We start from the raw sequence: 23,222 nt of genomic DNA, 5'->3' as shown, positions 1-23,222 counted from the left end.
CCATAGCCTCTGGGATTAACTATTGGGAACTCCTGCCGATAACTTAATTGTGACTGCGCTTCGACTGCTTTCTATCTTCGCATACCTCCTCTCGGCCAGCATTTGCGTCGCAATTGGCTGGTATGCCTGGCTGCGCAAGCCGGTTCCGGGGGCGAAGCCGCTGGCGATGCTGGCCTTTGTTGAAGCCGAATGGTGCCTGACCTACTTGTTGCAGCTGCTCTCCCCCAGTCTGGAGGGTAAGCTCTTCTGGAACAACGCCCAGTTTTTCGGCGCGGTGGCCGCGCCGTTGTTCTACCTGGCGTTTGGCGTGGAGTATAACCGCCGCTCCGGCCTGCTTTCGCGCTTCGACTGGCGATGGCTGACGCCCGTTTCGCTGGCGGTGCTGGGCCTGATCTGGACGGACGGCGCTCACCATTTGTTTCGGGTAGAGCCGGCGCTGGCGCAGGGCAGCCTGTTCACGCACCTGCGCTTTACCGACGGTCCGCTGTTCGGCGTGTTTACGGTTTACGCTTACACTCTGATCGTCATTACCACACTCCTGATTCTGGTGCATTACCTGATCGCCAACCATCTATACCGCCTGCAGATTGGCGTTCTGCTGGTGGGGATTCTGATTCCCTGGGTGACCAGTGTGGTAACTGCCCTGGGCTGGCTGCCGCTGCGCCTGCATGACGCGACCCCCTTAACCTTTGGGTTGAGCAACCTGGTGATGGCCTGGGCGCTGTTTCGCTATCACCTGTTTGACCTGGTGCCGGTGGCCCGCGACCTGTTAATTGACAGCCTGCAGAGCGGGGTGATTGTGCTCAATGACAAGGCCTGCATTATGGATGTGAACCCGGCTGGCGAGCGCATTCTGGGGATGAGTTTGAACCAATGTGTGGGCAAGCCGCTATATGAGGTGCTGCCCATCCCCGCTGAGTGGTTCAAGCTGGCCGCGCAGAGCAGCCCTTTGATTCAGGATTTCAAGCTGTACCCGGCAGGGGAGGAGACTTCTTACGAGATTCATATTTCCAGCCTGCAAACTGCTTCGGGAGCGGTGGTAGGGCAGGTGGTGGCGTTGAGTGATATCAGCGACCGGATTCGCGTTCAGGAAAAGCTGCGCCATCTGGCCATTACCGATGACCTGACCGGCTTGTTCAACCGGCGCTACTTCTCGCTGCTGGCCAACCAGGAATTGGAACGCGCCCTGCGCTACCGGCACGATCTCTCGGTTATTCTGCTGGATATTGATTACTTCAAATTGGTCAATGACACGCATGGGCATCTGGTGGGTGATCAGGTGCTCAACCAGCTGGCGCAGGAATGCTTTTTGGGTCTGCGCGCCTTTGATATCAGCGCGCGCTTTGGCGGCGAAGAATTCATCATCGCTCTGCCCGAAACCGACCTGGACGCGGCCAGCCAGACGGCCGAGCGCCTGCGCGCGCGCGCTGAAAAGCTGCGCGTTGATACCGATCAGGGCGAGATTCAAATCACGATCAGTCTGGGTGTGGCCAGCCTTTCTCAATCTCCGGGGCGAACTTTGAATCAGTTGATTGACTGCGCCGACCAGGCCCTGTACCAGGCCAAGAACAGCGGGCGCAACCAGGTGTGCGTCTGGGAAGAGAATCCGCAAACCGCGGCGGCCTGAGAGCGCCTCACCCTTCGCGAAAAGGGAAGGGGTTGGCAATGGCGCAGAAATAAATCTTAGAACCCCGATTGTGAAATTGCTGAATTTTTCCAGACAAATTCGTTGACGGTTCTACGAACGCGGCAAAGATTGTTGATAGCAGACTGGAATTTGGGCTAAGTAAGTTGACAGGCAGGATGGATGCCTAACGGTTTGCGTTAGCGGCGTGTGGTGGGGGATTGGCAGGAAAAACTACCGGCTGCCTATTCCCCGAAAGTGGGGCAAAGCCTGCACTTGTCAACGGCACGCGGTGTTAGTCGCTTTTGTTGTTTTCTGCTTTGCTTTGCTCTTCATGCCACTTTTTCCACTGTTCTATTTCTTGACTATATGCTTCAGGGTCAATGTGACGAGGCCGTAACTTTCTCACTATACCTAGGGGCTTATCGGCAAAAATCCATCTCATTGACCTTTCAGCAATAAATCTTTGAAACAGTTTAGTTTGCTTGGGAGTTAGGGTAAATCGTTCTGGAAACTCATCCCCAATTTGCGTAAAAAGTAGATGACGTGGAGAAAGAGGCATAATTATATTTGTCCCTTTATTTCCCCATCCACCCATTAAATCGTAGTTACCGTTCCCATAATAGTTTAACTTTACAACTGGATGGTCACATGTAAACCATTGATAACCTTGTGTTGGGTAAACAATGCTCCATTTGTGCTTTTTTAATGCTTCTACCGTTTTTGTCAACAACATTTTCTGACTCTCTAGCCAAAGTGCTCGCCCTGCAACGACCTTTACTTCAATATACCCTTGTTTCTCATCTATTTCGCTAGCTCGATGGATTTGGATATCAAATGCGTTGTTGAAAAATTCGTTATTCTCTGAACGCAGGCGAGTTTTTTCACCATCGTTTCGTGCTTGCTCAAGTTTTTTTATAGATTTTTCTAAAGTATCTTGCATTAAATGCGGCAAAGTCTTTCTCCAGCGTTCCGTCATTTCCACGTAACTTAATGGAGTTCTAACATCTTGAGCACCTAAGTATGTGGCTAAGCGTTCCCAATCTGAAGTTGCCAAGCCCTCATCCCTCAGAACTTTGTTGATGCTTTCCTGAACTGGGTTTTCAAATTCTCGTTCTAACCATTTCTCGAATTCATCAACTTCATTCCCATTAACAGAAGTTGTATACAAGTCACGCTGATAGGCTACGCCACTAATAGGGAGAAGCCTCCATTCCTGTACCTTCTCATGAGAAACCAAAATACGATATGACCATATATGAATCCCGTCATCACTCCATTGTTTCAAATACAATTGGGGAACAAAGTGATTGTTGTGGGTTATTTGTTGCATATAAAATAAATGGAACTAAACTGACAGCGCCTGACGGTTTACGTTACCTGCGTGTGGGCGGGCGTTGGAGTCGGCTTGGGTGCAGGATTCTGCTTGGGCGTAGGAAAAAGCCCGAAAGCGGCGCAGAATCCCCCGCGTTAGGTGCACGCTGTGTCGGGTGCGGTCTTGGGATGACGACTCGCTGGCAAAGCATTTATGCGCCCATTTGATACAAATAATTTAGTGGAATGATGTTGTCTACAGAATCGAACAACCTTGAAACTTCACTAGCATATTGAGACGGTGTAATTAACATAATAGGTGACGCAACGTCAAAACTTAAATCTTGAAATAACCGCCATTCTCTTTCATGAGTAAAGTCCTGTACTTTTCCATGGCCTGGCGGGGTGTAAATATTAGCCAACGAATAAAGCCTTCCTGTTGGCGTGGTTATATCGTCGCTGCTAAAGTTTTTTGAAATAATTGTATAAATTTCTTCGTCTACATATAAACAAGGCCTGCAACCAAGACCAAATAAAACACTTTTGCTGAAAATGAAACCGAATCGTCCATATCTTTCAGCGTGAGAAATGATGCCTGATATGTTACATTCTGAAAAGCAAATACATTTGCTAATTTGTTGCTCTGTACCATCTTTATTTTTTGGCTTGGACGAAAGTAAACTATTAGATTCGGAAATTCTCCTTACTATATTCATCGATTCGTTATCTGCCACACTTAACAATTGATGAATATCTTTAGGAAGTGCTTCCAACTCAATTGCCCTTCTTAAAATTTCCATACTCATATAAGAAGTAAAATGCACTAAAAAGGGGCTAAAGTCTCGTTGGTCTGCTTGAATGCCAGATAATCCTGAAAACTCCCCATCGCCCTTTATGTAACTTGCTAAAGTATGAATTAATGGCATGTTGACTTTTCTCTTTGCTTATGCTTTTTCAGCCCAACAATATATATACGAAAAATATCCGTATATACCACTGATTTACTACGATATTCAGTAGTATTCTGAACCATCAGAGTGGTTCAAAATGATCATGCGAAAATTATACAGCCATCCAATCTTGCATGCAATTTTCCAGAACATAACCATGCAAAACCGCCCCAAAAAACGCCTGGACCAGGTGCGTGACGCCATCCGAGTTAAGCATTACGCCCGCAACACTGACCCTCCAGGATCGATATCTGATGCAATAGCCAGAAATAGAAACGCCCCCAGGCCGGGGGCGTTGGACTTATTTAGCCTGGCATTCTTTGCAAATGCCGAACAAGATCAGATGATTGGTCAGAACCTGAAACTCAAGCTGCTTTTCCACCTGGGCGAAGAATTGCCCCACGAGCTGGTGATCGACGGTGATGCATTTTCCGCAGCTCTGGCAGACCAGGTGATGGTGCATGCCGTCGGCCAGCGATTCAAACACCGTTGCGCCCTGGCCCATATCCGAGACGGAGATTTTGCCTTCGGAGGCCAGGCGTTCCAGCGAGCGGTAAATGGTGGAGGGGTTGACGGCGGGCATGCGCTCGCGGATGTGTTCGTACACCTGCTGAGCGGTGAGATGGTGATGTTCTTCCGCCAGAACATCGAGGATGACCTGATCCACAGATGATGTGCGCATGCTTTGCCTCCGGAGTTGATTATACCGCAAGATCAAAAACGCGAAAATTCGCAAATGCAAAGATTTGCGTTATAATACCTCAAACTTCACGATCCAAGGAGAAAAGAAATCATGCATTTTTCACCTACTCCCATGCACATTCCCGACGGTTTTCTTTCGGTGCTGGTCTCGGCCCTGTTCTGGGTTATTTCGGTGCTGGTCATCGCGGTGGCCCTGCGGCGCGTTTCGCGCGATCTGGGCGAGCGTGAAGCGCCCCTGATGGGCGTGCTGGCCGCGGCCATTTTTGCCGGGCAAATGCTCAACTTCTCAGTTTCGGGCGGCACCTCGGGTCACCTGCTGGGTGCTGCGCTGGCGGCGATTTTGGTGGGTCCCTGGGCGGCGGTGCTGGTGATGACCGCCGTGGTGGCCACTCAGGCGCTGATCTTCCAGGACGGCGGTCTGGTGGTGATGGGCGCGAATCTCTTCAACATGGCGGTGGTGGGCGTGGCGGTGGGCTACGCCGTCTACCGCCTGGCGCAAAAGCTCACCGGCGGGCAGCGCTGGGGCATTTTAGCCAGCGGATTTCTGGCGGCCTGGGCCTCGATCTTTATCGCTTCGCTGTCTTGCGCGCTGCAGCTGGCGCTTTCCGGCACGTCTCCGGTGCAGGTGGCCGTACCGGCCATGGCGGGCATTCATGCCCTGATCGGGGTGGGTGAAGGCCTGATCACCATTGGCGCGCTGGCTTTTGTGCTGGCGGCGCGCCCAGACCTGCTCTCTGCCGCGCAAACCCCGGCCAAACACAGCCGCGGACTACTGGTTGGCGGGTTGGGGATCGCGACGTTGCTGGCGGTGCTCTCTCCGCTGGCTTCTTCGCACCCCGATGGATTGGAGTGGGTGGCTGAACAGGCTGGCTTCCTTGAGGCTGCCCGCGGTCCCTGGTTTGAAATTATCCCCGACTATGTGCTGCCGGGTATCCAAAACGAAGCGCTGGCCACCATTCTGGCGGGCGTGATTGGCGTGATGATTGTGCTGGCCGCGGTGAGCGGGGTTACCCTGGCGCGCCGCAAGCAAGCGGTTTCTGAACAGGCGTGAGCGCGTCTGTATTTGCTCCCCCACAGCCTTTCTCCAGCCCGCTTCACCGGCTCGACGCGCGGGTGAAGCTGGCGCTGGCGCTGGCGTACATTCTAACCACCGCCCTCGCTCCGCAGGGAGCCTGGGCGGTGTATGTGCTTTTATTGGCGCTGATCACGGCGGCGGCGGTGCTTTCGGAGCTGGGGGTGGGCTGGGTTTACCGGCGCTCGTTGATTGCCGTGCCGTTCGCGCTGGCCGCCATGCCGCTGGTGTTCAGCCTGCCGGGGCCGGCCTGGTTCAGCCTGAGGCTGGGCTCTCTTTCGCTGACGGCCAGCCTGACCGGCGCGGAGCGGGCCGCATCCATTCTGCTGAAGGTGTGGCTCTCGGTGCAGGCGGGTATTCTGCTCTCGGCTACCACGCGGCAAACGGCCCTGCTGGCAGCCATGCGCGCCCTCAAACTGCCGCGCCTGCTGGTGGCGGTGATGGGCCTGATGTGGCGCTATCTCGACCTGATGCTGGCCGAAGCCCGCCGCCTGCTGCGGGCGCGCGCCAGCCGCAGCGCCCGTTCCGCGCAGCCAGGGTTGAGAACAGGCGGGACGCTGGCCTGGCGCGCCAAAGTAACCGGCGGTATGGCTGGCAGCCTGATGCTGCGCTCATTGGAGCGCAGCGAGCGGGTGTACCAGGCCATGCTGGCGCGCGGTTACGACGGCGAAGCGCGTGAGGCGCAGCACCATCCGCTGGCCGCCGCGGACCGCTGGCTGTTGGTTGGCGGATTATGGGTTTTTCTAATGGTCAATCTTCTGGCACTCTTATGGAAATAGATTCTACCTTTTCGCATGTGATTGAGATCACACGGCTGAATTACACTTACCCTGACGGCCGCCAGGCCCTGCACGATTTAAGCCTGCAGGTGTCGCCCGGCGAGAAAGTGGCTCTGATCGGCGCCAACGGAGCGGGTAAATCGACCCTGCTGCTGCATCTTAACGGCATTCTGAATGGAGACGGCGCGCTGCGGGTGGCCGGTATGGAGCTGACCCAGGCCAACCTGCCGCGCGTGCGCGCGCTGGTGGGGATGGTATTCCAGTCGCCGGATGACCAGCTTTTCTCGCCCACCGTGTTTGAAGACGTGGCCTACGGGCCGGTTTACCAGGGGCTGCCGCCAGCCGAGATTGAGCAGCGCGTGCGCACCGCGCTGGAGGCAGTGGGCATGGATGATTTTGCCCGGCGCTCTTCTTATCACCTCAGCATTGGCGAGAAGAAGCGCATCGCCCTGGCCACGGTGCTTTCCATGCAGCCGCAGGTGCTGGCCTTGGATGAGCCCAGCGCCGGACTGGACCCGCGCGCGCGGCGCGAGCTGATTCACCTGCTTAAAGAAATGCCGCAGACCATGCTGGTGGCCACCCACGACCTGGCCCTGGCGCGCGATCTGCTGCCGCGGACGGTGCTGCTGCACAAAGGCCGCGTTGTGGCCGACGGACCGACAGAGAAACTGCTGGACGACGAAACTCTGCTGCTGGCGAACGGGTTATAAGTTCTTCGAATTTCTGGATGCGTTCATCTGACTCCCTGAAAACTCGCTATAATGGAATCAAGGCATTGGCCGGACCATCACCCGCGGCGGTTAAGCGGGGTTTGTTCATTGGAATTGGCGTTGCGGCTGATCGCAAGGTAAGACAATGGAAGACAATCGGCATCCACGTTCCTGGAGTGTAAGCGCGGCCAGTCTGTTGCCGCTGTGGCTGCTGGCGCTGGCGGTTTCGGCGGAGGGCTTCCCACCCGCGCCCATTTCGGTCCAAGCGGCGATGGGCCTGTTTCTGGCGGCGGTGGCGATTGCCATGCTGCTGCTGTGGAAAAAATGGATCGGCCCGGCGGTGGTGTTGAGTTATAACATTCCCTTCGCGTTTCTCTACCTGTTGGATGAAATTTCAACCGTCTATAAAACGCCCTTCATTCTGGTCTGCACGCTGATCGTCAGTGTGGGCATTCTCTTGTACCAGCGCAGCGGCAGGTTGACCCGCGGCTGGATGCTGCTGGCGGCGGCTGCGTTTGTGTCGCTGGCGGTGGCCGCGCACAGCGCCGGCAATTTCTGGCAGATGACCGACCAGCTCGGCTACTACCAATGCTTTCCCGACGCGCTTGGCTGCCCGCCCCTGGCCGGGCGCGGAGACCCGTGGTGGCTGTTGCTTATCAGCCTGTGAGCGGGTGGAAGCCCGCATTTTATTAAGAGTTGGTTAAGGATTCCGCGCGGGTGCTTGACGCGCGGGTGTGAATTTGTTAGTATAAACCGCAATGATCAATGTGAATCTGTTGGTTACCCGAATCGCGCGACGACCCCTGGCTTTTGCCACCGGGGAGGTTTGCCGTTGGGTGAGATAGCGCACGCGATCAGACGATCTTAATCCTGCTTACGCACACCAGGCCTTCCCGAATGGGGAGGTTTTTTTATTATGATCAAAATTTAGTTGGCTGGTCATTGGAAAGATGGAGGTTGCATGCCCAAAAAAGCAGTTCACAAAGTGGTGCTGGCCTATTCAGGCGGATTGGATACGTCGAATATTGTGCCGTGGTTAATCGAGAACTACGGCTGCGAAGTGATCTGCTTCACGGCGGATATCGGTCAGGGTGGCGAATTTAACCAGATGGAAGAGAAGGCGCTGGCCAGCGGCGCGAGCCAGTTTGTGCTGCGCGATCTGAAAGCCGAATTCGCGGAAAGCTATCTGTACCCGCTGATCCACTCCGGGGCGGTCTATGAGGGCAAATATCTGCTGGGCACCGCCCTGGCGCGCCCGTTGATCGCCGCGCACCAGGTGGCCGTGGCGCAAGAACTGGGCGCGGACGCGCTGGCTCACGGCGGCACCGGCAAGGGCAACGACCAGGTGCGCTTTGAGTTGACCTACATGGCCCTCGACCCGACCCTGACGGTGATCTCCCCCTGGCGCGAATGGGACATCCGCACGCGGGCAGACGCGCTGGCTTACGCGCGGGCGCACAACATCCCCGTACCGGCTACGGCCGGAGAGAAACGCGTCTACAGCCGTGACCGCAATTTGTGGCATTACGCCCACGAAGGCGGCCCGCTGGAAGAGGCCTGGGACGCGCCGGATGAGGAAATGTATTTGTTAAGCGCATCCCCGGAGAATGCGCTGGACAAGGCCGCTTATGTAACCCTTGATTTTAACAACGGCAACCCAACAGCCGTGGACGGCGAGGCGCTCAGCCCGCTGGAGATGATCCAGCGCCTGAACAGCCTGGGGGCGATGCACGGTATTGGGCGCGCCGACTTGGTGGAGAGCCGTCTGGTGGGGTTGAAGTCGCACGGCGTATATGAAACCCCCGCCGGAACGATCCTCACCGCCGCCCACCGCGAGCTGGAATCGCTGGTGCTGGATAAAGACACCCTGCACTTCAAAGCCGGCGCGGCGCTGAAATACGCTGAATTAATCTACAACGGGCTGTGGTTCTCGCCCCTGCGCGAGTCGCTGGACGCCTTTTTTGACAGCACCCAAACCCCGGTGAGCGGCACCATTCGCTTGAAGCTGTACAAAGGCAACATCATCCCGGTGGGGCGTAAAAGCCCCAACAGCCTGTACCGCGACGAATACGCCACCTTTGGTCTGGACGACGTCTACGACCAGCAGGAGTCGCAGGGCTTTACCAACGTGTTCGGCCTGCACCTGAAGGTGCGCGCCCTCAACCGCCTGACCCCCGGCGGGAAAATTCCCAAGCCTGATTTCACCCGTTTCAAAAGAGACTGACGCAGGTCTCATAACCAAATTTCATTTTTTTAGGAGAAAAAACCATGTCTACTGTAACCTGTCCCGAATGTGCCGCCGAATTTGAACTGGAAGCCGGTGTAGAGCAGAATGAAATCATCGTCTGCCCCGATTGCGGCCTGGACCTGGAAGTGATTTCACTGGACCCGCCCGCAGTGGAAGCGGCCCCGATGGAAGAAGAAGACTGGGGCGAATAATTCATCAACTTTTGTAAAGAGGTGGCCATGCACAACAGTCCCCGCATCGGTGTGCTTTACTCGCGCGTGCGCGTGGAAGAAAAATGGATCTTTGCCGCCCTGGAAGAGCGCGGCGTGGATTACGAGCGGCTGGATGACCGCAATGTCTATTTTGACCTGGACCATCCCGGCAGCTGGCTGGACTATGACGCGCTGCTGGAGCGGAGCATCAGTTACGCGCGCGGGTTGTACGCGCTGCGGGTGTTCGGCGCGTGGGGCATTCCCACGGTGAACCGCCTGGCAGTGGCCGAAGTGTGCGGAGATAAGATCGCTACCAGCGCCGCGTTGGCGGCGGCCAGCGTGCCGCAGCCGCGTACCAAAGTGGCTTTTACCCCGGAGTCGGCGCTGGAAGCGATAGAAGAGTTTGGCTATCCGGTGGTGCTCAAGCCTTCGGTGGGTTCGTGGGGGCGGCTGCTGGCCAAGGTCAACGACCGCGACGCGGCCGAAGCCCTGCTGGAGCATAAATCCACCCTGGGCTCGTACCAGCACTCGATCTTTTACATTCAAGAGTTCATCGACAAACCGGGCCGCGATATTCGCATCTTTGTGGTGGGCGACCGGGCGGTAACCGCCATCTACCGCAAATCGCCGCATTGGATCACCAACACGGCGCGCGGCGGGGAGGGCGAGGTCTGCCCGATCACGCCCGACCTGGAAGAGATCTGCGTGCGCGCCGCCCAGGCCGTGGGCGGCGGGGTGCTGGCGATTGATGTGCTGGAGCACCCGCAGCGCGGCTTTTTGATCAATGAAGTCAATCACACCATGGAGTTTCATACCGCCCAGCCAACCAGCGGCGTGGACATCGCGGGAATTATCGTGGACTATACCCTGGCGGTGGCCAAAGAGCATTTTGAACGCCGCGGCGAGCTGGTTAAGGAGAGCGCCCTATGATTCAGGCAACCATTATTGGCGGCACCGGCTATACCGGCGGCGAACTGCTGCGCATTCTGGCCTTTCACCCGCAGGTGGAAGTGACCCAAGTAACCTCGCGGCGCAGCATGGGCGAGTATGTGTACCAGACACACCCCAATTTACGCAAAGTCAGCCAGCTTAAATTTATTTCTCCCGACGTGCTGGAACCGACCCCGGTGTGCTTTTTGGCGCTGCCGCACGGCGAAGCGCAACACAAAATAGAAGAACTGGCACAGAAATTTGAATATATTATTGACCTGTCGGCCGACTTCCGCCTCAAGGCCCCGGCCGCTTACCAGAAATGGTATGGCGAGCCGCACGCCGCGCCGGAATGGCTGCCCAAATTTACCTACGGCCTGCCCGAACTGCACCGCGAAGAGCTGAAAAGCGCGCGCTATGTGAGCGGGGTGGGCTGCAATGCCACCGCCTGCAACCTTTCCATGTACCCGCTGCTGCAGGCCGGGCTGATCGACACCAGCCTGCCGGTGATTTTTGAAATCAAGGTAGGGTCATCGGAGGGCGGGGCCAGTGAAAACCCCGGCAGCCACCATCCCGAGCGCAGCAGCGTGATCCGCACCTACGCGCCTTACGGCCACCGCCACACCGCCGAAGTGATTCAGGAACTGGGATTAAGTAAAGTTTCGTTGACGATGACCTCGGTAGACCTGGTGCGCGGCGCGCTGGCCACCGGCCATGCCACGGTGAAAGCCGGGGTGGAAGCCAAAGACCTGTGGAAAGCCTACCGCGAAGCGGCGGCAAGTAATCCCTTTTTGCGGGTGGTCAAGGAGCGCCGCGGGGTGTACCGCGTGCCGGAGCCGAAAATTTTGGCCGGCTCCAACTACGCCGACCTGGGTTTTGATCTGGACCCCGAGAGCGGGCATGTGATCACCATTTGCGCCATCGACAACCTGATGAAGGGCGCGTCTGGCACGGCGGTGCAGTGCATGAATCTGATGCTGGGCTTCGACGAGACGCTGGGGCTGAGCTTCCCCGGTTTGCACCCGGTATAAGGAGGAATCATGGAAGCGATTACCGTAGTGAAACTGGGCGGCACCGAAGGTGTGGATTTTGGCGCGATTTGCGCGGACGCGCAGCAGTTGGTGCAAAGCGGGCAGCGGCTGGTGCTGGTGCACGGCGGTTCGGCGGAGGCCAATGCGCTGGGCGAGCAGTTGGGCACCCCGCCCAAATTTGTGGTTTCGCCTTCCGGGTTTTCTTCGCGCTACACCGACCGTGCCACATTGGAAGTCTTCGCCATGGCGGTGAACGGCAAGGTGAACACCTTTCTGGTGGAGCAGCTGCAAATGCTGGGCGTGAACGCGTTGGGTTTAAGCGGCCTGGACGGCCGCCTGCTGCAAGCCACGCGCAAAGATACCATCCGCAGCGTGGAAAACGGCAAAGTCAAACTGATCCGCGACGACTATACCGGCAAGATCGAGCAGGTCAACGCCGGACTGCTGGAGATGCTGCTGCAAGGCAGTTTTGTTCCGGTGATCGCGCCGCTGGCGGCCAGCCAGAAGGGTGAGGCGCTGAATGTAGACGCCGACCGCGCGGCCGCCATGGTGGCGGCCGCGCTGGGAGCCGAAAACCTGCTGCTGCTGACCGCTGTGCCGGGGCTGATGCGCTCCTTCCCCGATGAGAGCACCCTGATTCACAGCCTGACCCTGGCGCGCCTGGATGACGCGCTGCAGGTGGCCGAAGGGCGCATGAAAAAGAAAGTGTTGGGCGCGCAAGAGGCGCTGGAAGGCGGCGTGGGGCGCGTGATCATCGCCGACGGGCGCGTGGCGCAGCCGATCAGCGCGGCGTTGAAGGGGCAGGGCACGGTCATCACCGCGCGCTAGCCGGGAAGGAAGGCAATGATGGAAACGATGTTGGATATTAAAGCGCTCGAAGGCCAATATTCTTCGGGAATTTACGCTAAACGCGACCTGGTGATCACGCGCGGCAGCGGCGCGCTGCTCTACGACGAGCAGGGCAGCGAGTACATTGACTGTGTGGGCGGCCAGGGCACCGCCAATGTGGGACACTGCCAGCCCACCGTGATCGCCGCCATTCAGGAGCAGATTCAAAAATTGATGATCTGCCCGGAGATGTTTCACAACCCCACCCGCGCCCAATTCCAGGCACGCCTGTGCGGGTTGGTGCCGGGAATGCAGCGGGCTTATCTGTGCAATTCCGGCACCGAGGCGGTGGAAGCGGCGATCAAGTTCGCTCGCTATTCCACCGGGCGGCCGGGGATTGTGGCCGCCATGCGCGGTTTCCACGGGCGCACGCTGGGCTCACTCTCGGCCACCTGGAATAAGAAATATCGCGATGGGTTTGAGCCGCTGGTGCCGGGCTTCAGCCATGTGCCGTATGACAACCTGGAAAAGCTGCAAGAAGCGGTGAATGACAGCACCGCGGCAGTGCTGCTGGAGGTGGTGCAGGGTGAAGGCGGGGTGTACCCCGGCAGCGCCGAGTTTCTGCAAGGCGCGCAGGAGATCTGCCGCCAGCGCGGCGCGCTGCTGATCATCGACGAGGTGCAGACCGGTTTTGGACGCACGGGGCAGATGTTTGCCTTTCAGCATCACGGCCTGCAGCCCGATCTGGTGGCGATGGGCAAATCCATCGCGGCGGGCATTCCGATGGGGGCGGTGCTGCTGGGCGAGCGCGTAACGCAGCTTTCCCCCGGCGTGCACGGTTCCACCTTTGGCGGCAACCCGGTGGCCTGCGCGGCCGGCCTGGCGGTGCTGGATTTGCTGGAAGGCCAGCAGCTCCCGCAGCGCGCGGCTCGTCTGGGCAAGGCATTGATGGACGAGATCGCCGCGCTTAATCTGCCGGCGGTGCGCGAAGTGCGCGGGAAGGGCCTGATGATTGGGATTGAGACGCGCGGCAAAGTGGCCGGGCTGCTGGGCGCGCTGGCCGAGAAGGGCGTGCTGGCCTTACCGGCCGGGCTGACCGTCATCCGCCTGCTGCCGCCGCTGGTGATCAGCGGGGAGCAGCTGCAAACCGTCAAACAGGCCTTGATCGAGGTATTAAGCGCATGAGCCAAACCCTCACCGGCCTGGTGGCGGCGTACAGCCCTTCTGGCGCGGAAGGCGCGGCGGTGCGCTTTTTAGTCGAGCGCATGCGCGCGCTGGGATATGATAAAGCCTTTGTTGACCCGGCCGGCAACGCGGTGGGCGTGTTGGGCCGCGGTCCGCGCCAGATTGTGCTGCTGGGCCATATCGACACCGTTCCAGGCGAGATTGCGCTGCGGGTGGACGGCGACGACTTCTACGGGCGCGGCAGCGTGGACGCCAAGGGTCCGCTGGCGGCATTCACCGACGCGGCCGCCGCCGCGGGCGCGCGGGCGGGCTGGCAGGTGGTGGTGATCGGCGCGGTAGGCGAGGAAGCTGATTCACCGGGCGCGCGCTATGTGAAGGACGTCTATCGCCCGGAGATGGCCGTGATCGGCGAACCGAGCCGCTGGGACCGGGTAACACTGGGCTATAAAGGCAGCGTCTGGCTGGAACTGACCTGGCAACAGGCGGTGGGCCACAGTGCCGGGAATACCCGGCCAGTCTGTGAGCGGGCGGTGGCCGGCTGGCAGCAGTTGGTCGATTGGGCTAACATATTTAATGAAGAACGCCAGGGCGCGTTTGAGCAGCTCTTGATCTCGCTGCGTGGAATGAACTCTGGCGATGACGGTTTTATGGATTGGGCGAAGTTGAAGGTCAACGCGCGCCTGCCGGTTGACATGTCGCCGCAGGAATTTGTAACGCAGACGCGCGCTCGGCTGCCCGAGGCGCAGGTGATGGAAATGGGCTATGCCATCGCGGCGCACCGCGCCGAGCGCAACACCCCGCTGGTGCGCGCCCTGCTGGATGGCATCCGCAATGAGGGGGGCAAGCCGGGCTTTGTGCTCAAGACCGGCACGGCCGACATGAACGTGGTTGCGCCGTTGTGGCAGTGCCCCATCGCGGCTTACGGGCCGGGCGATTCGAACCTGGACCACGCGCCCAACGAACACATCTCGTTGAGCGAGTACGCCGCGGCGGTGCGGGTGCTGACCCGCGTGCTGGCGCGTATAATGGATTGATGCTCTTCAATGCACACATAAACAGTGCGAAAATCAAAGTCGGCGTCCTGAAAGAGGACGCCGACTTTTCAATTTCTACCAATAAGGCCCTTGGGTGAAGCTCACCTGCCCGGGTTATTTATTTTTCTTATCTTTATCTTTATAGCTGTTAGGGTTGGGAGTGTTGTTCTTGTCCTTATCCTTGTCTTTGTTGCTGGGCGGGCCGGCGAAATCGGGCTTGCCTTTGTCGTCATCATCGGCGCCCATTTCAGGCTCTTCCATGTCGTCGTCATCGTCCTTGTCTTTATCCGGCTTGCCAATCAGCCCCAGCTCTTTCCAGATGTTGCCCCAGCCTTCGCCAGCATCGCGGGCTTCCAGCAGCAGGGCGGGGTCCATCTCCATGGCCGCGCCGGTTTGCAGCGCCAGCATCACCTGGCCCCAGCCGTGTCCTTCGCAGAACCAGCCCTGCAGGGTGGCGTAGTCCATTCCGTAGCGTTCGGCCAGGCGCGCGCCCATCGGGTGCATGTCTTCAGACTGGGTGCAGTAGTAGCCCTGGTTGGGGTACATGGGCTCTTCGGGTTCTTCGGGCTCTTGCGGTTCTTCAATGGTGATTTCTTCCGCGGCCAGGCTGCCGTCTTCGTTCTCGGTGCCGGATACCACCACCATGTCGCCCACTTCCAGCAGGGTGAAGTCGTAGCCTTCAGCGGGGAACACGGTGACAATGCCCGTTTCGGTTTGAACGTCAAAGCTGCCGGGTTCGGTTTCGGTGGGCAGTACAATGGCCACTACCTCGCCGGTGATTTCGGTGGGCCCGGTCTCTTCTTGCGCGAAGGCCGGCTGCACAGCGGCAAAGACCATTGTCAGGGCAATCAATATCGTTAGAAACAGGTTCGCTTTTTTCAAACTTTTCATTTTTTGCCTCCATTGACTTACAGGCTGTTTTTCAATTCGTTTGGATTACGAAAAAGAGATTAAAGATCGTTGGTAAAACCGATCTCTACCCAAATATCTTCCCACTCTTTTTCTTCCCGCATACTCAGCAGCGTTTCTGCCGGAATGTCGGTTGCCAGGCTGGTTTCAAGAGCCACCAGAATGTCGTCAAAACTGCTGCCCGCGCAGTACCAGTCGATGATTTGCTGGTAAGGGACTTCATAGGTGCTGGCGATGCTTTCGGCAATGGGATCGGGTTCGGCGTCGGCGCAGATGGCTTCGTCAATGATGTCTTCATCGGCGGGGATCGGCGTGGGCGGGGCGCTCTGCAAAGGGGTTTGGCTGTTCGTGATGACATGGGGCGCGATGGGCGGCTGTTCTGAATCAGTTGATTCGCTGCCGGTTGGGCTGCCGTTACAGGCGGGAAGAGCCAGCAGGAGGAGCAGCAGTATGCCAAAGAGAACGAAGCGCTTCAAAAGTGGTTTCATTGCAATTAATTCTCTAGATGTTGAGACGATAAACATAAAGATTCGTTACAAAACCGCGTAAAATTTTCCGCCAAAAGCAAAAAAACCATAAAAATTGCATAAACAATGAAAAAACCTGCCCGGATGGCAAATTCCAAGGGCAGGTTTTTTCTGAAACACGAAGGAAATTTGGGGGAAGGCTTACCGCCGCCGGTATAAAATCTCGCCGGCATGGGGCACATAGAGAATGCCCTCCTCTTCGCGGTTCTGCCAGTCGGCCGCGTGGATGCTGGCCGGGTCGAGATAGCCCAGGTTAAGGCGGGCGCAGTCTTCGGCGGGGATTTTGCTGGCCAGCGTGACGCGGATATTGGGTTTTTCAATGCCATTTTCCATGTTCCCCGCGCCGCGCACATGCGTGGAATGAGCCAGCACACCCAGCGGGACGTGCTTGAACCGGTCCCACTGCTGCACAAAGTAGGGCAGGGTATGGTAGCCAATTTCGTAGATGGATTTGCCGTGCACCCGGCTGACCGTATCGAGGTGCGGCGCGTAGATGATCAGCTCCCCGCCCGGCGCGACAACCGGCTCCAATTTATACATGGCTTTGGCGCCGGTCCACAATTCGTCGTACATGGGCTGGGCGCAGGAAAGCACGCGCTGGTACGAGCGGTCACACCAGCGGATGTGGCGCTGCGCGGAGAGGTCGGCGGCGGCGCTCCAGGCCGAGCGGTAATCGCCAATGAAGAGACCGCTTAACGCCTGGTTTTCCACCACCGCCGCCAGCAGGGTGATGGGCGTGCGAACTTTCTGCGCCCCGGCATGGATCATGGCGCGCACCGGCGTGTCTTTCACGCCGATGGTTTTCAATACACCGGCCAGCGCGCCCAACCAGTGGGTGGCGTTGATCATGTCGGGGCCGGAGATGCCGGGGAACAGGTATTTTGCCCCGCCGGAGAAACCGGCCACTTCGTGCGGGAAGGTGGGGCCAAGAATCAGAATGTGGTCATAAGCCAGGGCGGCCTGATTGATGCGGATATCCACCCGCTCTGGCAGGGAGGCGTGCCAATCATTCCCGGCAAGCTGGCGCATTTCGTCTTTCTCGATGGCGCCGATGGAGACCAGGGCCGAAGGGTCGTTCCAGGCATGGTTGAGCAGACCGATGTGCGCGCAGCGCGCGCGGCGTTCTTCGGCGCTGATGCCCACCAACTGGTTGAGACTTGCTTCGGAGAGCGGGGCGTGCGTTCCCAGGGCGACCATGAAGTCCAACTGGCGGACACCCCGCAGGGCTTCTGTCAGGCCGCGGAAGAGGAACGGCAGGGGCATGGAGCGGGTGTGGTCGGGGATTAGAACCAGGACCCGCTGGCCGCTGAACTGTTTTTCGAGGTGCAGGAACAGCGCGGAGCGAATCTCGTCTTCGATGAGTGTCTGCCCGGCCGGGGCAATGATCTGGTGCTGCAGCATACCAACTCCTCAGCGCGCGTACCGGCGGATCAGAGCCGGGTGCGGCGGCTGCTCATTTTCTGGGCTGGCGATCAGGAAGATGGAGTAGATGGTGGTTTGAACACCGGCAGCAAAGCGCGGTAGAGTTCCTGGTATCTCTGGTACTGCTGGTGGTAGATGGGCTGGTGCTCAGCGAGCGGCTCGACCTGCTTCGCGATGGGCACCAGTTTTGCCAGGTCTTCAAACGAGGAGAACACACCCGCGTTGAGAAACACCCAGAAAGCCGCGGCCATGGCCGAGGTCTCTTTGACCGCCGGGATGTGGAGGGGGCGGTTGAGCACATCGGCGGTGATTTGCAGCCAGATGGGCGACTGCACAAACCCGCCGGAGGCGCGCAGTTCCATCAGGTTGGGAATGGTTTCATCGAGCGAGTCCAGCACCGACCGCAGCCGGAACGCGACGCCCTCCAGCAGCGCGCGGCTGAGGTGGCGTTGATCGTGGCCGAGCTGCAGGCCGTAAAAAGTTCCGCGCACATCGGTGTTCCAATAGGGGCTGCGTTCGGCGGTGAAGAAGGGCAGGCATAAGACCCCCTCGGAACCGGCCGGGATTTCGGCGGCCCAGGCCAGCAGATCGTCGAAGTCGGGCGTGGAGGGGCTGTCGGCCTTTCCATTGGAGAGCGCGTCTTTGAACCAGCTGGCGGCCAGGCCGCCGTTGTTGATCGCTCCGCCCACCAGCCAGTGCTTTTGGTCGACGGCGTAGCAGCATACGCGCTCTAGCGCGTCTAAGGCGGGCTGGGTTTGCAGGCAGCGGATGGCTCCGCTGACGCCCACCATGCAGGCTGCCTGGCGGCGCGAAACTGCCCCGGCGCCCAGGCTGTCATTGACGGCGTCGGAACTGCCCAAAATCACCGGCGTGTGCGGGTTAAGACCCATTTGGGTGGCCAGGGCGGGTTTAAGCCAGCCAACAAATTCACGCGGATCGGCGACGGTGGAAAGCTGCTCGGGGCTGATGCCCGCCAGCGAGAGCATTTCTTTATCCCAGCCGAGGTTGAGGGTGTTTAATAACCCCGAACCGGCCGCCACATTGTAATCGACGATGCGCTTGCCGGTCATGCGGTAGAGAACATATTCTTTGGCAGACAGGAACCAGGTTGCTTTGGCGAATGCATCGGGGTGATTCTCGCGCAGCCACAAAATTTTGTAGAAAGGGTAAAGGGGATGGCTGGGGCAGCCGGTGCGCAGATACAGGTCGTGAGCGCGCCCGGACTGGCGAATTTGCCCGGCCTGGTGGTGGGCGCGGCTGTCGGCCCAGGTGAGCAGGCCCATTAATGGTTGATCGCGCTTGTCCAGGGCGGTGAGGCTGTGCAGGGCCCCGCCGATGGTGATGCCCAGACAGTTGGCCGGGTTCAGGCCGCTGGTTTGAACGGCGCTGCGCACAGAGGTGATCAGCCCTTCCAGCAGGCTTTCGGGACGCTGTTCCTGCCAGCGGCTGGCCGTGTCGGAGGCGGGGTAAGCGGCCGATGCCTGGCTTAAGATGCGGGCCGATTCGTCCAGCAGAACTGTTTTACAAGACCCGATTCCCAGGTCGATGCCGATGGCAAAAGAAAGGGTTTTCATCATTTTATTATTATAGAAGGAATATGGTTTTTTGAGCGCCCAATTGACGGGGTTAAGCGGTTTTGGCCTGCCGGACGCAGCAGAAAATTCTCACGGTCTTGACAGATTGGGTGTCGCGATAGCACCCTCCCGGCTGATCACCCAAATGGCATCCAGGCCCCCTTGTGTGCGCTTTGTGGTGTTTTTCTTCAGGTCTTTTTTGCCGCTTCTTGTTCCTTCAGCGATTGATTAAACTCAATTATTTTTTCATTGACCAGGTAATTGAATGTGCCGGGTTCAAATTCTTCTTCTTTTTCTGAAGGCAATCCTATTTGAAGACCAGTTATCAATTCAATGGCCTGATCCAAATATTTCACTGCCCAGATGTGAAATTTTCCGCTGGCGACTGCGTCGATCACCTGTTGAGTGAGCATCAGGTTCTGGCGGTTGCTCCAGGGGATGATCACGCCCTGCGAACCGGTCAATTCTTTTTGGGCGCAAATGGTGAAAAAGCCCTCAATTTTCTGGTTGACGCCCCCCACGGCCTGCATTTCTCCCTTTTGGTTGACCGACCCGGTGATGGCCACGTTTTGCCGGATGGGAACCCCGCCGATGGCCGATAGCAGGGCGATCACTTCGGCGGCCGAGGCGCTGTCTCCCTCGACGCCGCCGTAAGACTGCTCGAAGGTGATGCTCGCCGATAGATTGATGGGTTTGCTTTTTCCGTAGCGCTCCCGCAAAATGCCGCTCACAATCAGAAGACCTTTGGTGTGGATGGGCCCCCCCAGACTGGCTTCGTTTTCAATGTCGATGATCCCCGCGCTGCCCGGGCTGACCGATGCAGTGATGCGGCTGGGAAAACCGAACTGGTTATCTCCAATGGAAATGATCGAGAGCGCGTTGATCTGCCCGACGACACTGTGGGTAGTGTTGATGAGAATGCTTTCCCGCGCGATGGCTTCGTGGATTCTTTCTTCCATCAAGTTATTGCGGAACGTGCTTTTCTGAATGGCGTAGTTAACATCTTCGGCGGTAACGATGGAATGATTGTGGCTGCCTGCCCAATAAGCTGCTTCTTGAATCAGGTCGGCAATTTTTCCAAAGCGGGTGGAGAGTTTTTGCTGATCATCCACCAGCCAGGATCCCTGGTCGATGATCTTCGCGACCGCAGAGCGGTGAAAGGGCGGCAGGTTGTTCTTTTTAACCACAGACTTGACGAACAACGCATATTCATATTCGGTGTCTTGGGTGCGCTCCATGCTGGAGGCAAACTCGGAGCGGATTTTGAACAGTTTGTCAAAATCTTCATCGTTTGCCTGGAGCAGGTAATACAACAACGGCGTGCCGATGAGCACAATTTTGACGTTGAGGGGAATGGCTTCCGGTTCCATGGTGGATGTGCCAGAAAGCCCATACTGCATCTCCAGGCTGATAATGCGGATGGCTTCTTCGCGCAGGGTGCGCTTGAGGCCTTCCCAGGCATAGGGGCTGAGCAGCAGGTCGCGGGCGGGGATGAGCAGGTAGCCGCCGTTGGCGCGGTGAAGGGCCCCGGGGCTGATCAGCGTGAAATTGGTGCGTGTAACGCCCATCACAATTTCGTGGTCAATTCTGCCCAATAGATTGGAATAGGAGGGCTGGTTTTCGGTGATGACCGGCGCGCCTTTTTGATCTTGATTGTTCACCAGGATGTTGAGGTCGTAGCGCTTGAGCAAATCTTCGCGCGACAGGCCGTGTTCTTCTTCCTGGCGAAACGTTTCCAGGTTCTCAATGATATCCGCTTGGAGCGCGCTGAAATGCTCCACTACCCCGGAAATATCCTGATATTTCTTAACCAAATGGGAGACTAACGGCTCGAGGATGAACGCAGCGGTTTTTTCGTCCAGGTTGTGAACTTCCTTATAGGCTTCCTGTTCCATCTGGCGCAGCTTTTCCACTGTTTTTTGTGATTCGGCGTTGAACTGCAGCCGCAGCTCATCCAACTCCTGGTGTTTTTCGGGTGGCAGGTTTTCAAGGTCTTGTGCCTCTAAGGGCTTGCCGTTTTTGGCCGGCACAATGACAAATCCGAACGGGGCTTTGATGAGTAGAAAATTATGCTGGCTGACGAGCTGCTGCAATCTGGACAGTTCTGCTTCTTGCTGTTGGTTGAGCTTCTCGGCGATTTTTTCTTTCTGATAGGTATATTCTTTACTCTCAAAGGCGTTGATGATCTGTTTTTGCGCCTGGAGGATCAGGTTTTTCAGGTCTTCTCGCAGTTCTATTGCCTGGCCGGCGGGCAGGCAGATGGCTTTAGGGTGGTGGGGGTTCTTGAAATTGTAGGCGTAACACCAGTCGGGGGGTGTAGCCTGCTTTCTGGCTTTTCTCTCCAGGTACTGGCGGGTGAGGGTCAGTTTTCCAGAACCGGGCAGGCCAAGCACAAAAATATTGAATCCGCTGCCCTTCAATTCGCTGCCGAGTTGCAATGCCTGAAACGCGCGGGGCTGGCCTACAACGTCTTCCAGCTCTGGTAGTTCATCAGTGGTGGTGAAGGCAAAACTGTCTGGATCGCATTTTTGGGATAGCTGTTCGGGCAGCAAACGGAAATCAAACTCGGAGTCCATACCACACCCTCCTTATTTATGACTTAATACCATTATTGCACGAGGTCAGTGTGGTATTCAAGGCTGTGCGGGTTTTCCTCCCCCGGCGAGCCAGGGGAGGGTATATGCGCCAGAGCGGGTGTTGAGGAATTTGGATTGCAGCGGGCTGGTAGGCGGTTCTTTTACCAACCTCAGGCTAATCTTTTGGGGTGTTGATTTTGACCGGATAGCCAAAGATGGCATCATCCATAAAACGGGTGCCGAGCATGACCATGTCCATGGGTTCCAATTCCTGGCCGGGGTCGAACTCGATGATGAAGATTTGGTCAGGATGGCTGTAGGAACAATTCTCGACAAAAGGGTGCCGGTTGGCCAGGTCGATGAAGGCCTGGATTTCGCGCTCGTTCAATTGGACCGGCGCTTCCATTTTGAGAATGTTGTCTTCGTATTCGCCTGTGTATTTGATTTCTTTGTCTTTCATGATTTTCCTCCCTGGGTTTGTGTGGTGTGGCAACGCTCAGGCGGCTGTGGGTGGTAAACACCGGGCGACTATGGCTGGTATGGAGAGATTGTTGAGACTTATTCTTGACCCCCTCCCTGCCCTCCCCCGGCAAGCCAGGGGAGGGTATATGCGCCAGGGCGGGTATGTGCTGCAAGCTTAAATTACGAGAATACCCTCGACAGGCGGGTATTGGGGGAGGTTGGCACAATCACATTGGATGCAGAGGATCGTGTTTGGATGTCTTAATACCTCGCGCAAGCGCCCCTTGCGGGTGCGGGTATTGGGTGATTCTGATGGTGGCAAGATGCGAGCCGGTTCAAGTGGCCTCATTGTCTTAATACCCTCGCACAAGCGTCCCTTGCGGGTTCGGGTATTGGGGGATTGTAATGCTATTTTTTATTTTCTTTCCCCTCTTTTTCATCATTCTGCTTGGCCTTGCTTTTCTTGTAATCATCGGACATCTTTTCGATAACATCAAGGATCTCGTCAATGCTCATGGAGTGGTCAAAATCCACTCGCTCCGGCAAGTTTTTCGCGCCGCTTTTATCCTGATTGCTCTCGCCGGGCTCTTCAAAACTATTGCTATCAGGCTCCTTGAATTTTCCCATATCCAACCCTTTCGTCGTATTTCTTCGCTTGTAATTGAATCGGAAAAAGCCTTCTCGTTGGCCTTAATAACCTCGCGGTTAAGGAGGAATGTGATTCCTGGTACTGCTTATGAATATTGTACTTTAGAGTACCCTTGCAAAAGCGCTCATTTTCAAGTTCGGGTATGGGGGATTCTGGAAGAGGGTGGGTGCAGCGCCAGCGAAACCCACCCTACAGTCTTAATACCCTCGCGCAAGCGCCCCTTGCGGGTTCGGGTATTGGGGGATTTGGACCCCGATTGCAAGTCGGGGGCTGATTTTTTGATTCCCTTAGGTCTTAATACCCTGTCGGGTATTGGGGGATTTGGACATGTTCGGGGACGAGGAGGGAGAGAGCTTATCCCCTGAGTCTTAATACCCTGTTGGAATATCCCTTAAAAAGTGGACACGGTTAATGTCCAGAAAGAAGTTCGAACTCGATAGGGCTGAGATAGCCCAAAGATGAATGTAGCCTTTGGCGATTGTACCAAACCTCGATGTATTCGAAG

General features: G+C 57.1%; 23 protein-coding genes. 12 read left to right on the top strand and 11 right to left on the bottom strand.

Translation table 11 applies throughout. The features are described 5' to 3' along the window. The first annotated feature begins 49 nt into the window (after positions 1 to 49). Positions 50 to 1,627, top strand: a complete 1,578-nt coding sequence (locus ADN00_RS06810) for a histidine kinase N-terminal 7TM domain-containing diguanylate cyclase (RefSeq protein WP_160317479.1) — start codon at positions 50 to 52, stop codon at positions 1,625 to 1,627. Between the two features lie 292 nt (positions 1,628 to 1,919). Here ADN00_RS06810 and ADN00_RS06805 read toward each other — a convergent pair whose 3' ends face one another. The 3 genes from ADN00_RS06805 to ADN00_RS06795 all read right to left on the bottom strand — a co-directional run bounded on the left by ADN00_RS06805 (position 1,920) and on the right by ADN00_RS06795 (position 4,570). Then, positions 1,920 to 2,957, bottom strand: a complete 1,038-nt coding sequence (locus ADN00_RS06805) for a DUF4238 domain-containing protein (RefSeq protein WP_075062215.1) — start codon at positions 2,955 to 2,957, stop codon at positions 1,920 to 1,922. A gap of 193 nt (positions 2,958 to 3,150) precedes the next feature. Then, the gene (locus ADN00_RS19725) at positions 3,151 to 3,864 is read right to left on the bottom strand and encodes a hypothetical protein (protein WP_075062214.1); all 714 of its coding nucleotides are present in this window, start codon (positions 3,862 to 3,864) and stop codon (positions 3,151 to 3,153) included. A 325-nt stretch (positions 3,865 to 4,189) separates the two neighbouring features. Further along, on the bottom strand, positions 4,190 to 4,570 hold the full coding sequence (locus tag ADN00_RS06795) for a Fur family transcriptional regulator (protein WP_075062213.1): 381 nt from the start codon (positions 4,568 to 4,570) through the stop codon (positions 4,190 to 4,192). A gap of 111 nt (positions 4,571 to 4,681) precedes the next feature. Between ADN00_RS06795 and ADN00_RS06790 the strand changes: the two genes are divergently transcribed. From ADN00_RS06790 to ADN00_RS06740, 11 genes are all read left to right on the top strand, one after another. After that, a complete protein-coding gene (locus ADN00_RS06790; RefSeq protein WP_082389955.1) occupies positions 4,682 to 5,641 on the top strand; it encodes an energy-coupling factor ABC transporter permease in 960 nt (319 codons plus the stop codon). Then, positions 5,638 to 6,441, top strand: a complete 804-nt coding sequence (gene cbiQ, locus ADN00_RS06785) for a cobalt ECF transporter T component CbiQ (RefSeq protein WP_075062211.1) — start codon at positions 5,638 to 5,640, stop codon at positions 6,439 to 6,441. The genes ADN00_RS06790 and cbiQ overlap by 4 nt, the downstream gene beginning before the upstream one ends. Then, positions 6,432 to 7,151, top strand: a complete 720-nt coding sequence (locus ADN00_RS06780; protein WP_075062210.1) for an energy-coupling factor ABC transporter ATP-binding protein — start codon at positions 6,432 to 6,434, stop codon at positions 7,149 to 7,151. Before cbiQ ends, ADN00_RS06780 begins: the two co-directional genes overlap by 10 nt. 145 nt (positions 7,152 to 7,296) lie before the next feature. Further along, positions 7,297 to 7,818 (top strand): hypothetical protein, encoded by a 522-nt coding sequence (locus ADN00_RS06775; RefSeq protein ID WP_075062209.1) that lies wholly within the window; start codon positions 7,297 to 7,299, stop codon positions 7,816 to 7,818. A 294-nt stretch (positions 7,819 to 8,112) separates the two neighbouring features. After that, positions 8,113 to 9,375 carry an argininosuccinate synthase gene (locus ADN00_RS06770; RefSeq protein WP_075062208.1) on the top strand — a complete coding sequence of 421 codons (1,263 nt, stop codon included), beginning with the start codon at positions 8,113 to 8,115 and terminating at the stop codon, positions 9,373 to 9,375. 44 nt (positions 9,376 to 9,419) lie between these two features. Further along, entirely contained in the window at positions 9,420 to 9,590 is a 171-nt protein-coding gene (gene lysW, locus ADN00_RS06765) for a lysine biosynthesis protein LysW (RefSeq protein WP_075062207.1), read from the top strand. Between the two features lie 27 nt (positions 9,591 to 9,617). Further along, positions 9,618 to 10,520 carry a lysine biosynthesis protein LysX gene (gene lysX / locus ADN00_RS06760; RefSeq protein ID WP_075062206.1) on the top strand — a complete coding sequence of 301 codons (903 nt, stop codon included), beginning with the start codon at positions 9,618 to 9,620 and terminating at the stop codon, positions 10,518 to 10,520. Then, a complete protein-coding gene (gene argC / locus ADN00_RS06755) occupies positions 10,517 to 11,551 on the top strand; it encodes an N-acetyl-gamma-glutamyl-phosphate reductase (RefSeq protein WP_075062205.1) in 1,035 nt (344 codons plus the stop codon). Before lysX ends, argC begins: the two co-directional genes overlap by 4 nt. Before the next feature lie 18 nt (positions 11,552 to 11,569). Further along, positions 11,570 to 12,379 carry a [LysW]-aminoadipate kinase gene (locus ADN00_RS06750; RefSeq protein WP_075062240.1) on the top strand — a complete coding sequence of 270 codons (810 nt, stop codon included), beginning with the start codon at positions 11,570 to 11,572 and terminating at the stop codon, positions 12,377 to 12,379. Between the two features lie 18 nt (positions 12,380 to 12,397). Next, positions 12,398 to 13,564, top strand: a complete 1,167-nt coding sequence (locus ADN00_RS06745) for an aspartate aminotransferase family protein (protein ID WP_236691490.1) — start codon at positions 12,398 to 12,400, stop codon at positions 13,562 to 13,564. Next, the gene (locus tag ADN00_RS06740; protein WP_082389954.1) at positions 13,561 to 14,598 is read left to right on the top strand and encodes a [LysW]-lysine hydrolase; all 1,038 of its coding nucleotides are present in this window, start codon (positions 13,561 to 13,563) and stop codon (positions 14,596 to 14,598) included. The genes ADN00_RS06745 and ADN00_RS06740 overlap by 4 nt, the downstream gene beginning before the upstream one ends. Positions 14,599 to 14,712: 114 nt before the next feature. On the opposite strand, the gene ADN00_RS06735 is transcribed toward ADN00_RS06740, so the two are convergent. The 8 genes from ADN00_RS06735 to ADN00_RS06695 form a co-directional block, all read right to left on the bottom strand. After that, on the bottom strand, positions 14,713 to 15,489 hold the full coding sequence (locus ADN00_RS06735) for a hypothetical protein (protein ID WP_075062202.1): 777 nt from the start codon (positions 15,487 to 15,489) through the stop codon (positions 14,713 to 14,715). Positions 15,490 to 15,548: 59 nt separating this feature from the next. Next, complete coding sequence (locus ADN00_RS06730; RefSeq protein ID WP_075062201.1) at positions 15,549 to 15,995, bottom strand: hypothetical protein; 447 nt, start codon at positions 15,993 to 15,995, stop codon at positions 15,549 to 15,551. Between the two features lie 180 nt (positions 15,996 to 16,175). After that, positions 16,176 to 17,435 (bottom strand): lactate racemase domain-containing protein, encoded by a 1,260-nt coding sequence (locus tag ADN00_RS06725; RefSeq protein WP_075062200.1) that lies wholly within the window; start codon positions 17,433 to 17,435, stop codon positions 16,176 to 16,178. Between the two features lie 71 nt (positions 17,436 to 17,506). Beyond that, entirely contained in the window at positions 17,507 to 19,033 is a 1,527-nt protein-coding gene (locus ADN00_RS06720; protein ID WP_075062199.1) for a gluconokinase, read from the bottom strand. Positions 19,034 to 19,218: 185 nt separating this feature from the next. Continuing rightward, positions 19,219 to 21,606 (bottom strand): Lon protease family protein, encoded by a 2,388-nt coding sequence (locus tag ADN00_RS06715; RefSeq protein ID WP_075062198.1) that lies wholly within the window; start codon positions 21,604 to 21,606, stop codon positions 19,219 to 19,221. A gap of 175 nt (positions 21,607 to 21,781) precedes the next feature. Continuing rightward, a complete protein-coding gene (locus ADN00_RS06710; RefSeq protein WP_075062197.1) occupies positions 21,782 to 22,066 on the bottom strand; it encodes a hypothetical protein in 285 nt (94 codons plus the stop codon). A gap of 410 nt (positions 22,067 to 22,476) precedes the next feature. Then, positions 22,477 to 22,695, bottom strand: a complete 219-nt coding sequence (locus ADN00_RS06700) for a hypothetical protein (RefSeq protein WP_075062195.1) — start codon at positions 22,693 to 22,695, stop codon at positions 22,477 to 22,479. A gap of 430 nt (positions 22,696 to 23,125) precedes the next feature. Beyond that, positions 23,126 to 23,222, bottom strand: a 97-nt coding sequence (locus tag ADN00_RS06695) for an IS3 family transposase (RefSeq protein WP_152966225.1), incomplete at its 5' end; no start/stop codon positions are given.

This window comes from Ornatilinea apprima (genome assembly GCF_001306115.1).
GTDB lineage: Bacteria > Chloroflexota > Anaerolineae > Anaerolineales > Anaerolineaceae > Ornatilinea > Ornatilinea apprima.
Note: the sequence above shows the minus strand (reverse complement) of the source record. Positions and strands in the feature narration are given on the sequence as shown.